Here is a 15,343-nt window from a genome sequence, read left to right as displayed (position 1 = left end):
AGGGGACCGGCCGCCGCACGGCGGCATCCGGAAATCACCGAACTCTCCACGATCTCGCGGCTCTCGTTCCGTTCCGGCCCGCCCGCCGGATACTGTTTCCGCATGACCGGACCGAAAGCTCGGATCACCAAGGCAGTCATCCCGGCTGCCGGACTAGGCACACGGTTCCTGCCGGCCACGAAAGCCACTCCCAAGGAAATGCTCCCCGTGGTGGACAAGCCGGCCATTCAATATGTCGTCGAGGAGGCGGTGTCCGCCGGCATGACGGACATCCTCATGGTGACCGGGCGCAACAAGCGCCCGCTGGAGGACCATTTCGACCGCAGCTTCGAACTCGAGGAGACGCTGCGGCGGAAGAACGACATGGCCAGACTCTCCCAGGTCCGGCTCTCCAACGGCCTGGCGGACATCCACTACCTGCGCCAGGGGGATCCGCAGGGTCTGGGCCACGCGGTGCTGCGTGCCGCCTCGCACGTCGGCGACGAGCCGTTCGCGGTGCTGCTGGGGGACGACCTGATCGACCCGCGCGACGTGCTGCTCGACCGCATGGCCGAGGTGCGGCACCGGTACGGCGGCAGCGTCGTGGCACTGATGGAGGTGGCCCCGGAACTGACCGGTCTCTACGGCTGCGCCGCCGTGACCGCGGCGGACGAGGCCGCGGTGGTGCGGGTCACCGACCTGGTGGAGAAGCCGCCTGCGGGTCTCGCACCGAGCAACTACGCCGTCATCGGGCGTTATCTGCTGGATCCCGGCGTGTTCGACGTGCTGCGCCGCACCGGCCCCGGGCACGGAGGGGAGATCCAGCTCACCGACGCGCTCCGCGAGATGGCCGGCAGCGGTGCGGCGGGTCCGGTGCACGGAGTGGTGTTCACCGGCCGCCGGTACGACACCGGGGACCGGGCCGACTACCTGCGGACCATCGTGCGCCTCGCCTGGGACCGCGAGGACCTCGGCCCGGAATTCCGGGACTGGCTGCTGGAATTCGTGGACGACAGGAAGCCCGCGGCGGCCGGCGCCTGACACCGCCCCTCCCTGTTACACCGGGATTTCCGCGCGGTCTCCTCCGCCCATATCCATCCGAATAAATCATCGACCGGGCCGCGCACACCGTTCCGTGTTCCCCGGCCGGCCGGGGCTGCCCGCACCCGCTCGAAACACCTGACCGTACCGCTGTACCGAATTCACGAAAAGCACCGCATTCTGCACGAGAGGAAACCCGCTGATGGACCTCGAAATCTCCGGCAAGGTGTACATCGTCACCGGAGCCTCCGCCGGAATCGGGGAAGCCACCGCCCGGCTGCTGGCCGCCGAGGGCGCCCGCGTGGTCGGGGTGGCCAGGAACACCGGGCCCGTCGACGCGCTGGACGACGGCGGCGGCCGGGTGACCTCCGTACGCGCCGATGTCACCGACCCCGGCGCCGCCGAGCGGATCGCCCGTGCGGCACTGGACCGGTACGGCCGCATCGACGGCCTGGTGAACAACGTCGGCGGGCTCACCTCCCGCGGAGGGTTCCTGCACGTCACCGACGAGCAGTGGAAGGACACCTTCGAGCTCAACTTCCACTCGCTGGTGCGGATGACGAAGGCCGTCCTGCCCGTGCTGGTCGAGCAGGGCTCGGGGAGCCTGGTCCACCTCGCCAGCGAGGCGGCCCGGTTCCCCGACGCGCCGCTGGTCGACTACGCGGCGACGAAGACGGCGCTGCTCTCGGTCTCCAAGTCGCTGACGGCGGAGTTCGGTCCGCTGGGCGTCCGCTCCAACGTCGTGTCGCCGGGGCCGACCCGGACCGCGCTGTTCGACGCTCCCGGCGGGTTCGCCGAGCAGCTCGGGGAGCGGTACGGCATGTCCCCCGACGACGCGGTGGACCGCTTCATCCGGGAGGAGCGCCGGCTGCCCAGCGGGCGGATCGGCCGGCCCGAGGACGTGGCCCGGGTGATCGCCTACCTGCTCTCCCCCCTGGCCCGGCAGGTCACCGGCGCCGAGTGGGCCGTCGACGGCGGCGCCCTGCGACAGATCTGATCCCGCCCCACCCACCCCGCGGCAGGCCCCGCGCGACGCGCGTCACACCGCGTCTCGCGCGGGGGCGGTCGCCCGGCCTCCCGGGAAAGGAGCCCCTGTGCCACCGGCACTCCTCGCACTCGCCCTGGGTGCCTTCGGCATCGGCACCACCGAGTTCGTGATCGTCGGACTGCTCCCCGAACTGGCGGACGATCTGTCCGTGTCCATCCCCAGCGCCGGAATGCTCGTCACCGGATACGCCCTCGGGGTGGTGGTCGGCGCCCCGCTGATGACGGCCGCGGGGAACAGGCTGCCGCGCAAGACCATGCTGTTGCTGCTCATGGGGGTCTTCGTCGCCGGCAACGCGCTCTGCGCGCTGGCCCCCGGCTACGGCGTGCTGATGGCCGGCCGCCTGGTCGCGGCGCTGTGCCACGGGGCGTTCTTCGGCGTCGGTTCCGTCGTCGCGGCCGGTCTGGTGGCTCCGGAGCGCAGGGCGAGCGCCGTCGCGCTGATGTTCACCGGACTGACCCTCGCCAACGTCCTGGGCGTGCCCCTGGGCACGATGCTCGGACAGCACTTCGGCTGGCGGTCCACCTTCTGGGCGGTCACGGCGCTGGGGGCGGCCGGGATGCTGGGCATCACCGCGCTCGTACCGCGCCAGGGCCGCGACACCGGGAAGGGCCTGCGCGCGGAGCTGGCGGTGTTCCGGCTCCCCCAGGTGTGGCTGGCACTGGCCATGACCACGCTGGGCTTCGCCGGCGTCTTCGCCTCGTTCACCTACCTGGCGCCGATGATGACCGGTCTGGCCGGCTTCTCCGCCTCGGCGGTCTCCTGGCTGCTCGTCCTGTTCGGTCTGGGGCTGACCGCCGGGAACGTGCTCGGCGGCCGGGCCGCCGACCGGGCCCTGATGCCCACCCTCTACCTGGTGCTGGGCTCACTGGCCCTGGTGCTGGCGGTCTTCGCCTTCACCTCGGCCAACCGGGTCACGGCGGCGGTGACCATCGCGGTCTTCGGCGCGGTGGGATTCGCCACCGTCCCGCCGCTCCAGATGCGTGTCATGCAGAAGGCCCAGGGCGCGCCCGCCCTGGCGTCGGCGGCCAACATCGCCGCCTTCAACCTCGGCAACGCCCTGGGCGCTTCGCTCAGCGGTGCCGCCATCGACCACGGACTGGGCTACACCGCGCCGAACTGGATCGGTGCGGGCCTGGCCGCGGCCGGCCTCGGTGTCGCCCTGTTCTCCGGGGCGCTCGACCGGCGGTCGGAGCTCCGCCTGCGCTCCGTGCCGGGACCGGCCGTCCCGGAGCCCTCCGACCGGGAACAGCCCGGTCGTCACGACGACCATGCGAGGTACTCATGACGGACAGACCCCCGAACCGGCGCTCCGTGCTGGCCGGCGGCGCGACCCTCGTCGGCGGCGCCACCGTGGCGGCCGCCGGGCTCGCCACCGCGGCGGCCCCGCCCGCCCGGGCCGCCGGCCGCGTGACCGGTGCCGGCGCGGTCATCGGGCCGGACGATCCCCGGTACGAGCTGCTGACCACGGGCAACAACCAGCGGTACGTCTCGCGCCCCGACTACATCAGGATGATCCGCTCCACCAAGGAGGCCGAGGACGCCCTGCGCACGGCCTTCCGGGCCGGCAAGCGGGTCTCCGTCCGCAGTGGCGGCCACTGCTTCGCCGACCTGGTCTGCAACCCCGAGGTGGAGGTCATCCTCGATTTCTCCGAGATGACGGACGTGGACTACGACCCGCGCATGCGGGCCTTCCGCGTCGAGTCGGGGGCCCGGCTGCTGAACGTCTACGAGGCCCTCTACAAGGGCTGGGGCGTGACGATACCCGGCGGCATCTGCTACAGCGTCGGGGCGGGCGGCCACATCAGCGGCGGCGGCTACGGTCTGCTCTCGCGCGCCCACGGACTCGTGGTGGACCACCTGTACGCGGTCGAGGTCGTCACCGTCGACCGGCAGGGGCGGGTGCGCACCGTCGTCGCCACCCGGGAGGAGGACGACCCGAACCGGGAGCTGTGGTGGGCGCACGCGGGCGGGGGCGGGGGCAACTTCGGCCTGGTCACGTGCTACTGGTTCCGCTCCCCCGACGCCTTCGGCCGCAAGCCCGGCGACCAGTTGGTCTCCCCGCCCTCCAGCGTCCTGGTCAGCGCCGTCGACCTGCCCTGGTCCGAGATCACCGAGGCGTCCTTCACCCGGCTGCTGAAGAACTTCGGGGCCTGGCACGAGGCGAACAGCGCGCCGGACTCCGAATACCGGCATCTGTCCAGCCTGTTCAACGTCAACTCCAAGGCGCACGGCAGCCTGAGCGTCTTCACCCAGGTCGACGCGACCGTGCCGGGGGCGCGGCGGCTCCTGGACGACTACCTCTCGGCGCTCACCGCGGGCACGGGCGTCGCCCCCCGCGCGATGGAGAAGGCCTCCGGCGAGATCGGGTACATGCCCAACCTCGCGGAGCCGCGCGAGATGCCGTGGCTCAACGCGACGCGCATGGTCGGCACCAACAACCCGACCATCACCGATCCCATGTCGCGGGCGGCGCACAAGTCCGGCTACATGCGGGAGAACTTCTCCGACCACCAGATAGCCGCGCTGTACAAGTACATGACCCGCCCGGACTTCCACAATCCCGACACCATGCTGGTGCTGTTCTCCTTCGGCGGCCGGGTCAACGCGGTCGCGCCGGACGCCACGGCCAACGCCCAGCGCGACTCGGTCTTCAAGATGACCTTCCAGACGTTCTGGCCGGACGAGCGGGACGACCGGTTCTACATGGACTGGATCCGGGACCTCTACGAGGAGTTCTTCGCCGAGACCGGAGGCGTCCCGGAGATCGACGGGCGCACCGACGGCTGCTACATCAACTACGCCGACAGCGACATGGCCGACCCGCGCTACAACCGCTCGGGCACGCCCTGGCACACGCTCTACTACAAGGGCAACTACCCCAGGCTCCAGCAGGTCAAGAAGCGCTACGACCCGGGCAACTTCTTCCGCCACTCCCTGTCCGTGGAGCCCGCGAAGCGCTGACCGCGCACCGGCGGGCACCGGACCGACCCCTGCGCCGGCGCCCGCCGCCCCGATCGCCCCGTTTCCGCTCAATCGCCCGTTCCCACGAGGAAAGAGACGTCATGCGGACCGTCGCCATCGTTCTGGGCACCCGCCCCGAAGCCATCAAGCTCGCCCTTCCGATACGGGCCCTCCAGGAGGACCCGCGCTTCGAGCCCGTCGTCATCTCCACCGGACAGCACCGGCAGATGCTGGACGACACCCTCAGGGCGTTCGGCCTCAAGCCGGACATCGACCTCGCGGTCATGGCCCCCCGGCAGACCCTCCCGCAGACCACGTACCGCTCCCTGCACCGGCTGGAGGAGGAACTCAGGAACATCCGCTGCGAGGCGCTGCTCGTGCACGGTGACACCGCCAGCACGCTGGCGGGCGCGCTGGCCGGCTTCCACCACCAGATCCCCGTCGTGCACGTCGAGGCCGGATTACGCAGCGGCCACCTCCACTCGCCCTTCCCGGAGGAGGGCAACCGCCGGCTGGTGGCCCAGATATCCGCCCTCCACCTGGCCCCCACCCCGGGCAACAGGGCGAACCTGCTGCGGGAGGGCGTGTCCGAGGAGTCGATCGTCGTCACCGGCAACACCGTCATCGACGCCCTGCAGTGGGCCGGCGGCCAGGAGGAGAGCTTCGGCGATCCGGCCCTGGAGGATCTGCACACCGACCCACGCCGGGTCGTCGTCGCCTCGGCGCACCGCCGTGACGCCTGGCCCCGGCTGCCCCAGATCGCGCAGGCCTTCGCGGACATCGCCGACGAGCCGGACGTGCGCGTGGTCGTGCCGCTGCACCGCAACCCGTCCGTGCGGGAGGCGATGCTGCCCCGGATCGGCGGCCACCCGAACATCACGGTCGTCGACCCGCTGCCCTACCTGAACTTCTGCCGGCTCGTCCGCCGCGCCGACATCCTGCTCTCCGACAGCAGCGGCGTACAGGAGGAGGGGCCGGCCCTCGGCAAGCCCACGTTGGTCATCAGCGACGTCACGGAGCGGTCCGAGGCGGTCGCGGCGGGCACCGCGCGCCTGGTCGGCACCCGTCACGCGGGCATCGTCGAGGAGACCCTGCGGCTGCTGCGCGACCCGGAGGCCCACCGGCGGATGGCGACGGCGGCCAACCCCTACGGGGACGGCCGGGCCACCCGGCGCACCGTGGACGCACTGGCGCACTTCTTCGGGGACGGCCCGCCCGCGGTGCCCTTCGTCCCCGGAGGGGCCGCCGCCGACCTCACTGTGGAGATGGCATGAGCATGACATTAACGAACGCGGCGCGGGGGGCCCGCAACGCCTCCCGCCCGCTGAACCTCGGCGGGGAGCGCGTCACCGCCGAGGTGGTGTCCGACGTACGGGACCTGTACCTCGATGGCCCCGCGATCGTCGTCAACACCGCGATGACGGACGCCCTCGCCGGCGAGTCCCCGCGCAAGCCGATCCCGCCGCTGAGCTCGGCGCTGCTGAGCGGTACGCACGTCGCGCACGCCGACACCCTGGTGGTGCTGCGCACCGCGGCGGGGGACGGCTCCGCCGCCGAGATCACCGGCGAACCCGGCTGGAGCCTGCTGGGCGACCTTCTCGGGGACGATGCCGACACCACCGGCGGCCTGCCCTTCGACCGGAGCACACCGCTGTGGAAGGGCCCGCAGGAAACCGTCGGGCGGGTGCGGTTCGACCCCGCGCGCCTGCTGCGGGAGACCTCGGAACCGGCCCGCGAGGACCTCTTCGAGGTCCGCGTCAACCTGTGGTTCGCCCCCGCGGGCACGGACTGCTTCATCCACAACCGCCACGACTTCATCGAGGTCCACACCCAGATCTCGGGGCACGGGCGGATGCAGAAGTTCAGGGAGCAGGACCACCGCACGCTCTACGAGGACGTGCCGATGAGCCCGGGCTACACCACGCCGGATCCTTTCTGCGCCACCCGGCCGGACGGCTCCTTCCACTACCCCTGGCACCAGTACCGGGCGGACACCGACTGCGTCTGGCTGGCCGTCGAATACCACCGCCTCGCCCCGCCCACCGACGACAGATGAGGATTGCCATGACCGACCACCCCTCCCTGCGCAAGCCGAAGTTCGTTCCCGAGCTGGTCGCCGACCAACTGCGCGACGGTTACTGGCTGGAGGCGCCCGACATCGACGGCGACGGCCGCCCCGACCTGTTCGGGTACGGCCTCCGCCTCGGTGAGATCTACTGGTACCAGAACGACGGCTCCTGGACCCGCCGGCTGGCGGCCGACAAGTTCCGCATGCCGGTCGGCGCGGACTTCGCCGACATCACCGGCAACGGCGTCGCCGACATCATCTTCTGCCACGAGCTGTACGGGCCGATCGGCACGATCGTCGACCCCGACACCGAGGGCGGGAAGATCACCTGGCTGGAGAACAACGGCAGCCCGGACAAGGACCCCTCCCGCTGGAAGCAGCACTACGTGGGCCGGGCCACCGGAATGCACCGGCTGAGGGCCGGACACTTCACCCAGACCGAGCGGCTGGAGATCATCGGGCTGCCGATCGTGGCCAAGGAGGACGTGCACGCCGTCCTGCCGGTGGTGATGTTCACCCAGCCCGACGACGTGCACCGGGCCGAGGAATGGCCGATGACCGTCATCGACGACAGCAGCTTCCGCATGATCCACGGAGCGGAGAAGAAGGCGGGCCTCGTCCCCGGCTCCGACCTGGACTCGCTGCTGCTCGCCTCCGACGAGGGCGTCACCTGGCTCCACTACGACACCGGCCGGCGCGAGTGGGTCAGCGAGCTCATCGGAACCGGTGAGCTGACCCAGTTCGAGCAGACCGGCTTCCGGGGCAGCGGCGACCTCAACGCCGGGCGGCTCGGCGACGACCCCATGGCCTACGTCGCCGCGCTGGAGCCCTTCCACGGCAACACGGTGGCGGTCTACACCAAGACCGGCGAGACGGCGAACGGGGACTCCGGCTGGCACCGCACCCTGCTGGACGTCTACGGCGACCCCAACGAGAACGGCGAGGGCCCGGGCCACCAGATCGTCTGCGCGGACTTCGACGGCGACGGCGACGACGAGTTCCTGGTCGCCCTGCGCGGCCCGTGGCCCTGGCAGGGGGTCATCTACTACAAGGCCGTCGACCCGGCGAACGGCGTCTGGGCCAAGTGGCGCGTGTCGGACGAGTCCGTGGCCCGCATCGCCACGGCCGACTTCAACGGCGACGGCCGGCTGGACTTCGCCACCATCGCCTACTCGGTCCAGAACTACTACGTGGCCAAGGACGCCAAGGTCATGGTCTACCGCAACGAGACCGTCCAGGCGGACGGCAAGTAAACCGCCGTTCCGGCCCGGGGCGGGCGGCGGCTCACCCGCCGCCCGCCCGGGGACCGGAACGGCATCCGGAAAAAGGAGTGGTGTTCCATGTCGTCGGCAAGTCCTGTCAGCGGTGCCGCAGAGGCCGGCCAGGGGGCGAGGCGGAGCAATCTGCCGTCCCTGACCGGGCTGCGTTTCTTCGCGGCGCTGCTGGTCTTCTTCTTCCACACCTCGCTGTCCAACTCCCCCATACCGCCCAACGACCCCATCAACCCGTTCGCCGACGAGGGCATCGCCGGAACCTACGAGAAGCTGCTGCTGAACACCGGTTACATAGGCGTCTCCTTCTTCTTCGTCCTCTCCGGCTTCGTCCTGGCCTGGTCCTCCCGCCCCGGGCAGCGGACGACGGCCTTCTGGCGCCGCCGGGTGACCAAGCTCTTCCCCAACCACCTGGTGGTGTTCGCGGCCTCGCTGGTCCTCTTCGCCGGCTCGGCGATCACCTCGGTCGGGCACTGGCTGCCCAACCTCTTCATGGTGCACAGCTTCTTCCCGCAGGCGGACGTCAACCTCAGCATGAACCCGCCCAGTTGGTCACTCAGCAGTGAGCTGCTGTTCTACCTGCTCTTCCCGCTGCTGATCGTGCCGATCCGCAGGATCAGGGAGGGCGCGCTGTGGGCCTGGGCCGCCGCCATGGTCGCCGGCACCGTGCTCGTCCAGCTCGTCTCGATGCACCTGGTGCCCGCCACCCCCAAGTCGGCGATCACCCCCATATCGGACATGCAGTTCTGGTTCGGCTACCTCTTCCCTCCCGGCCGCCTCTTCGAGTTCGTCCTCGGCGTACTGCTGGCCCGGATCGTGCTCGCGGGCCGGTGGCCGGGCTGGGCCACCACCCCGTTCGCCCTGCTCCTGACCGCCCTGGGCTACGGAGCCGGCTTCATGGTGCCGTTCGAGTACACCTTCGTCGTCGCGACGATCGTGCCGATCGGCGCCCTGATCGGGGCCGTGGCGGTCTCGGACTCCCGCGGCGGCCGCTCCTGGCTGAGCAGCCGGACGATGGTGTGGCTGGGGGAGGTGTCCTTCGGCTTCTACCTGGTGCAGGGGGTGACGATCTTCTACCTGCGCTCGCTGATGGACGGTGCCACCTACGGCGTCCTCGGTTCACTGCTCGTCATCGCCGGTTTCTTCGCCGTGAGCCTGGCGGCCGGCGCGCTGCTCCACCACTACGTGGAGATGCCCGCGATGCGCCGCTTCAGCCGGAGCCGGAAGGAGATGCGGGAGTCGGCGGGAGCCGGACGGTCCGCGGCCGCCGGAACCGTCGGCGGGCCCGTGGTGCCGGCGCAGGGCGCGAGGTCCCCGGAGCCGGACGCCGGGAAGCCCGGCAGCCCCACCGTGCCGGTCCCCTGACGGCAACGCCGACACCGCCGGTACCTCCCGGCGCCCGCGGCCGCGGGCGCCGGGAGGTACCGGCGGTGCGCTACGCACCGGCCGCGGCTTGCGCCGGCACCGCCCCGGCGTACTCGGCGAGCAGGCGGTACGAGCGCATCCGGTCCTCGGGGTCGCAGGCGAGGGTGTTGACCATGACCTCCTCCACCCCGTGCTCCTCGGCCAGCCGGACCAGCCGCGCGTGGACCTGGTCCGGGGTGCCCCAGACCAGGCCGCGGCCGCGCACGGCGGCGCGCTCCGCCTCCAGGGCCGTCCACCGGTGGTCGCGCGCGGCCCGGGGCGTGGGCAGCGGCAGGTCGTCCCCCAGGTCCTTGCGGGACCGCCACAGCAGTACGCTCTGGGCCAGCGCCTCGGCCTCCGCCTCGCTCTCCGCCGTCACCGCGCGGACCGCCAGCACCCCCGGGCCGGGCGCCGGAGAGCCGCCGCGCGGCACGACCGACTCCCGGTACGCGGACAGGGCCGCCATCGCGGGCCCGGGGTTGAGGAAGTGGGCGAAGGCGAACTCCGTGCCCAGTCTTCCCGCCAGGTGCGCCGAGCCCAGGCCGGCCCCCAGCAGCCACATCCGCGGCGGCACGGGGGGCGCCCCGGTCAGGGTCGGGCCCCCGCCGTCCATGCCGAGCATCCGGCGCAGGAGGATGACGCGTTCCGGATAGTCCTCGGCCGGGCCGCCGGCGCGGCCGAGCCCCATGTCCACCCGGCCCGGGTACAGGGACGCCAGGACGCCGAAGACCTCGGCCACCTTCCCCGGCGTGTAGCGGGGCAGCAGCACCCCGCCCGTTCCGACCGTGATGCGTTCGGTGCGCGCCAGGAGCACCGCGGTCAGGATCTCCGGTGCGGTGCCGGCGAAGCCCGGCGAGCCGTGGTGCTCCGCGACCCAGAAGCGGGCGAATCCCAGCTCCTCCGCCATCCGGGCGAGGTCGACGGACGAGCTCAGCGCGTCGGCGTGCGAGAAGCCGTCGCCCACCGGCGACTGGTCCAGGACCGACAGTCGCGTCCTCATGATGGATTCCTTCCGATTCGAACGGGCCCCGGCCGCGGTGCCGGGGTCCCCCGCCGGGCGCGGCGCCCGGCGGGAGGAGGCGTGTGCACGGGCACCGGCCCGGGGTCAGGCCCCGCGGACGGTGGCGGGGACGATCCGGTAGTCGCGCTGGAAGACCAGGTTGTGCAGGTCGGCGGCGGCGATGGCGCGCAGCGTCGGCACCTCGGCCGCAGCCTGCTCCGGGGTGAACACGTTCAGCGGCCACTCCTGCACCGTCGCGCCCCGCAGGTGCGGATGGTGGAAGGAGCGCCCGAAGTGCGCCACGAGCGTGATGGGCACGATGCCCGTCTCCCGCTGCTCGGCCCACGACAGGGTCCAGACGGCGGCCAGCCCGCCGTCGGAGGCCCGCTGCGCCCCGCTGGCCTCCACCTTCCCGCCCCCGTCGAGCAGCGCGGTGTCGAACTCCTCCAGCACCGCGACGGCGTGCGGGTGGAGGAGTTCGACCGCCCGTCTGAAGTGCCGTTCCTTGCCGGCCCGGGAGACGGTGTCGCCCCCGGTTCCGTGGGTCCCGTCGCGCAGATCCCCGAAGTGCCTCTTCAGCGCCTCGATGTGCGGGGGCTCGGTCGCCTGTGTGTTCTCGGTCATTGCCGTCCTTTCAGGATCCAGAGGATTCGGGCACGTGCTGTGCCAGGTGGAGGCGGAGGACCGTGCCCAGCCACTGGCGGACGGACAGGCCCTCCCCGGCGGGCACCGAGTCGCGCAGGATCGCGGCGTGCGGGGTCCTGGCGAACGTGCGCAGCATCACCTCGTTGCCCGCCTCGTCCAGCCGCCGGGCGTACGCCACGACGTCGTCGAACACCGGGTCGAGATCGCCGACGGCGATGATCGCCGGCGCCAGCCCGCCGAACCGGTCGGCCTCCAGCGGTGTGCTGGGCAGCCGTTCGCCGCGCCGGTGCGTCACCGGCCGGTCGCCCCGGTACATCCGCCAGGCCGTCAGCATCCGCGACACCGACGGGAAGGCGTCCGGCATGCGGGTGTAGGACGGGGCCGAGCAGGACGGGTCGAGCGGCGGGTAGGCGAGCACCTGGGCGGCCAGCGGCTCACCGCGGTCGCGCCAGACCAGGGCCGCCGAAGCCGCCAGCGTCCCGCCCGCGCTGTCGCCGCCCACCGACAGCGCGGGGGCGGCCTCCTCACGGGCGGCCAGGTCCCGGGCCCAGCCCATGACGGTGAGCACGTCCTCCAGTTGCGCCGGGTGCCGGTGGCCGGGGGCGAGCCGGTATCCGACGCTGACCACCGTGCACCTGGAGACGCGTGCCAGTTCGGCGCTCGTCTCGTGCCACTGCTCGACGGAGGCCGCCTGCCAGCTGCCGCCCGGCGCCCAGACCAGCCAGCCGTACCGGAAGGGCTCCGGCCGGTAGAGCCGGACCGGGATGGTGTGCGTGCCGGCGGGGACGCGCATTTCCTCCCAGCGGACCTCGCCGGAGCGCGATACGTCGCGGTCGTGCATCTGCGGACTTCCTCCTGTGGGGAGCGTCGGCCGGCCGGTGTCCGGCCGGCCGGCCGCGCGGGGACTCACTCTGCGCTGACCTGTGCGGGTTTGCGGAGGAACAGCGCGGCCGCGAGCACTCCGACGAGCACGATGGCGGCGTTCACGCCGACGGCCACCTTCAGCCCGCCGAGGATGCCCGCGGCGCCCGCGCCGGTGATGGAGGCGGTCGCGATGGCGCTCATGATCGGCGTGCCCATCGTGATACCGACCTGCTGGGTCATGGTCGCCAGGCCGGTGGCGAGGCCCTGCTCGTGGTTGGGGAGGCCCGTCGTCGCGGTGATCATGAAGCCCACGATCACCAGCATGTTGCCCACGCCTCCGGCGAAGGTGGCCACCAGCAGCAGCCACATCCACGACCGGTCGTCCCCGAGGCCGAGGAGCGCCGCGGTGGCGACTGTCTGCAGCAGACCGCCGGCGATCAGCGTCGACCGGGTGCCGATCCGCCCGACGACCCGCGGGGCGATGGACCCGCCGATGACCGTTCCGATGCCCAGCACGCCGAACGAAAGACCGGCGGAGAGCGGGGAGAAGTCCAGGACCTTCTGCAGGTAGAGGGTCATCAGGAAGACCAGGGAGGTCTCGGTGAGGAAGGCGATCAGACCGGCGACGTTGCCCCAGGCGACGTTGCGCCGGCGCAGCACCCCCACCGGCACCAGCGGGGAGGCCGTCCTGCTCTCGACGGCGTAGAAGAGCAGCAGCAGCGCCACGCCCACGGCGAGGGACGCCAGGGCGACGGGCGAGGTCCAGCCGTGCTCACCGGCCTGGGTGAGGCCGAAGACGATGGCCAGCAGGCCGAGCGTGACGGTGATGGCGCCGGGCAGGTCCAGCTTCGGGCGGCCCTCCGGGCGCGACTCCTTGATCACCACCACCGCGGCGACCAGCACGACGGCGACCACTGGCACGTTGATGAAGAAGGCCCAGCGCCAGGAGAGCAGGTCCGTCAGCAGACCGCCGAGGATGGCGCCGGTGGTGAACCCGGCCGACATGAGCGCTCCGTTGAGCCCCAGCGCCTTGTCCCGCAGCGGCCCCTCGGGGAAGGACGTGGTCAGCAGCGACAGGCCCGCCGGCGTCACCGCGGCCGTCGCCAGGCCCTGGAAGATCCGCGCCACGATGAGCAGTTCGGGCGAGGTCGCCAGACCGCCCAGCAGCGATGCCGCGCCCAGGACCAGCAGGCCGCCCAGGAACAGCCGCCTGCGGCCGAACAGGTCCGCGATACGGCCGAACAGCAGCGTGAAGCCGGCCGCGCACAGCGCGAAGGAGGTCGCGATCCACTGAAGGTTCGCCAGCTTGAAGCCCAGACCCTCGCCGATGACCGGCAGCGCCACGTTCAGGATGGAGAAGTCCACGGCCAGCATGAACTGCGCGGCCAGCAGGATCACCAGCACCAGCCGCAGGCGGGGGGTGAGCCGTGTGGGAGGCGGCTCCTCGGCCGGTCTCACATCGGCCGTGTCGATGACGCTCATCAGGGGGTTCCCTTCTCTTCTCTCGCGCGTTCGTCGCGGAAAGAGCCTCGCCGGGACGCGGCGCCCCAGCCAGAACCCGCTTGAGACCAGCACCGCCCAGGGTGGTCACGGCAGGACCACCCTCGGCCGCGACACGGGTCGCCCGGCACGGGCATCATGGAGACCGCAGCCACCGACCCGAGGGGTGCCGATGAGCGCGTCGTCCGAACTGGGAGACTTCCTGAGGAACCGCCGCGGCGACCTCCGCCCGGAGGACGTCGGCCTGCTGCGGCACACGGGCCGGCGCCGCGTTCCGGGGCTGCGCCGCGAGGAGCTGGCGATGCTCGCCGGCGTCAGCGTCACCCACTACACCCGGCTGGAGCAGGGACGGGCGACGACCGCCTCGGACTCCGTCCTGGACGCGATCGCCCGGGCGCTGCGGCTGACCGACGACGAGACCGCCCACCTGAAGGACCTGGCCCGCCCCGCGGCATCCCGGCGCGCCCCCGCCCCGCGGGCGGAGTACGCCAGCGCGTCGGCCCGGCAGCTGCTGTCCGCCATGACGGCGGTCCCCGCCCTGGTCCTGGACCGCCGCAACGACATCCTCGCCTGGAACCGGCTGGGCCACGCGCTGCTGGCCGGGCACCTGGACGCCAAGGGACCGGACAGCCCGAGCGCCCGCCCCAACCTCACCCAGCTCCTCTTCCTCGACGAGAACTTCCGCACCCTGTACGCCGACTGGCACGAGGAGGCCCAGCTCGCGGTCGCCTCGCTGCGCCTGGTGGCCGGGCGCCACCCCGACGACCGCCGGCTGGCCGAGCTCGTCGGGCAGCTCGTGATGCGGAGCCCCGACTTCGCCTCCCGGTGGGCCAGGCACCCGGTGCGCACCTGCACCTCGGGCGTCAAGCACTTCCGCCACCCTCTGGTCGGCGCCATGGAGCTCGCCTTCGAGAACCTCCACATCCCCGGCGACTCGGGGCAGCGCATGATCGCCTACAGCGCCGAGCCCGGTTCGCCGTCCGACGCGGCCCTGCGGCTCCTGGACAGTTCCACGGCGCCCGGGGCGCGAGTGCCGGAGAGCATGGCGGAGAGCGAGTTCCGCGGCGTGTGACGGCGCCCGGCAAGGAAGGTTTCCCGGCCCGCCGTTTCATCCCCTGCGCGGCGGGCCGGGCGCTTCGCCCTCCGGTACGGCGGGCGCCCCGGCACGCGCGGCCCGGCTCCACGCCCGGCGTAGGCGGGTGATCGCCTCGCCCGCGCCATGCGTTCGCACCGCGGTGGTCGGCCCATGCCCGGGACGCGTCGGCCATACGGGGCAGGCCGTTGATCAGGGTGCCGGCACAGACGAGCAGCAGCCTCGCACCATGCGCCCGGATCATCGGGCCACTGGTCCGCCCGCGTACCCGGCGCGGAGCCCAGCCGCGCAGCAGCGCGACCCCGAGCGGCACACCAGCAGGGTGAACACCCCCAGGAAGGCCCCGTGGATCACCGGATCGCCGTTCATCACCACCCCCCTTGGGAACGCACCGCGGGAACGCGCCGCCGTGACCGATGTGGTGCCACCCCGGCCGAGGTTCCGGAGGCGCACAGCGGAATGTGGAGCG

General features: G+C 72.2%; 13 protein-coding genes. 9 read left to right on the top strand and 4 right to left on the bottom strand.

The features are described from left to right. Positions 1-102 precede the first annotated feature (102 nt). The 8 genes from QPK52_RS13640 to QPK52_RS13605 all read left to right on the top strand — a co-directional run bounded on the left by QPK52_RS13640 (position 103) and on the right by QPK52_RS13605 (position 9,733). Positions 103-1,020 carry a UTP--glucose-1-phosphate uridylyltransferase gene (locus tag QPK52_RS13640; RefSeq protein WP_410537764.1) on the top strand — a complete coding sequence of 306 codons (918 nt, stop codon included), beginning with the start codon at positions 103-105 and terminating at the stop codon, positions 1,018-1,020. Positions 1,021-1,222: 202 nt separating this feature from the next. After that, complete coding sequence (locus QPK52_RS13635; RefSeq protein ID WP_410537763.1) at positions 1,223-2,017, top strand: SDR family NAD(P)-dependent oxidoreductase; 795 nt, start codon at positions 1,223-1,225, stop codon at positions 2,015-2,017. Positions 2,018-2,114: 97 nt separating this feature from the next. Next, positions 2,115-3,353 (top strand): MFS transporter, encoded by a 1,239-nt coding sequence (locus QPK52_RS13630; protein ID WP_410537761.1) that lies wholly within the window; start codon positions 2,115-2,117, stop codon positions 3,351-3,353. After that, on the top strand, positions 3,350-5,029 hold the full coding sequence (locus tag QPK52_RS13625; protein ID WP_410537760.1) for an FAD-binding oxidoreductase: 1,680 nt from the start codon (positions 3,350-3,352) through the stop codon (positions 5,027-5,029). Before QPK52_RS13630 ends, QPK52_RS13625 begins: the two co-directional genes overlap by 4 nt. Before the next feature lie 101 nt (positions 5,030-5,130). Continuing rightward, positions 5,131-6,303, top strand: a complete 1,173-nt coding sequence (gene wecB, locus QPK52_RS13620) for a non-hydrolyzing UDP-N-acetylglucosamine 2-epimerase (RefSeq protein ID WP_410537759.1) — start codon at positions 5,131-5,133, stop codon at positions 6,301-6,303. Next, positions 6,300-7,085, top strand: a complete 786-nt coding sequence (locus QPK52_RS13615) for a hypothetical protein (RefSeq protein WP_410537758.1) — start codon at positions 6,300-6,302, stop codon at positions 7,083-7,085. The genes wecB and QPK52_RS13615 overlap by 4 nt, the downstream gene beginning before the upstream one ends. 8 nt (positions 7,086-7,093) lie before the next feature. Then, positions 7,094-8,350 (top strand): FG-GAP repeat domain-containing protein, encoded by a 1,257-nt coding sequence (locus QPK52_RS13610; RefSeq protein WP_410537757.1) that lies wholly within the window; start codon positions 7,094-7,096, stop codon positions 8,348-8,350. Positions 8,351-8,437: 87 nt separating this feature from the next. Continuing rightward, positions 8,438-9,733 (top strand): acyltransferase family protein, encoded by a 1,296-nt coding sequence (locus QPK52_RS13605; protein WP_410537756.1) that lies wholly within the window; start codon positions 8,438-8,440, stop codon positions 9,731-9,733. 70 nt (positions 9,734-9,803) lie between these two features. Here QPK52_RS13605 and QPK52_RS13600 read toward each other — a convergent pair whose 3' ends face one another. The 4 genes from QPK52_RS13600 to QPK52_RS13585 all read right to left on the bottom strand — a co-directional run bounded on the left by QPK52_RS13600 (position 9,804) and on the right by QPK52_RS13585 (position 13,763). Continuing rightward, entirely contained in the window at positions 9,804-10,772 is a 969-nt protein-coding gene (locus QPK52_RS13600; RefSeq protein WP_410537754.1) for an MsnO8 family LLM class oxidoreductase, read from the bottom strand. A 105-nt stretch (positions 10,773-10,877) separates the two neighbouring features. Beyond that, positions 10,878-11,396, bottom strand: coding sequence for a hypothetical protein (locus QPK52_RS13595; protein ID WP_410537753.1), 519 nt, complete (start codon positions 11,394-11,396; stop codon positions 10,878-10,880). A gap of 10 nt (positions 11,397-11,406) precedes the next feature. After that, complete coding sequence (locus QPK52_RS13590; RefSeq protein WP_410537752.1) at positions 11,407-12,258, bottom strand: alpha/beta hydrolase; 852 nt, start codon at positions 12,256-12,258, stop codon at positions 11,407-11,409. Between the two features lie 65 nt (positions 12,259-12,323). Continuing rightward, positions 12,324-13,763: an MFS transporter gene (locus tag QPK52_RS13585; protein WP_410537751.1), complete on the bottom strand. Its 1,440-nt coding sequence runs from the start codon at positions 13,761-13,763 to the stop codon at positions 12,324-12,326. A 190-nt stretch (positions 13,764-13,953) separates the two neighbouring features. On the opposite strand from QPK52_RS13585, the gene QPK52_RS13580 reads away from it, so the two are divergent. Beyond that, complete coding sequence (locus tag QPK52_RS13580) at positions 13,954-14,853, top strand: helix-turn-helix domain-containing protein (protein ID WP_410537749.1); 900 nt, start codon at positions 13,954-13,956, stop codon at positions 14,851-14,853. The last annotated feature ends 490 nt before the right edge of the window (positions 14,854-15,343 follow it).

The organism is Streptomyces sp. KL2, assembly GCF_046529545.1.
Lineage (GTDB): Bacteria > Actinomycetota > Actinomycetes > Streptomycetales > Streptomycetaceae > Streptomyces > Streptomyces radiopugnans.
This window is presented reverse-complemented; position numbering and strand designations above follow the sequence as displayed.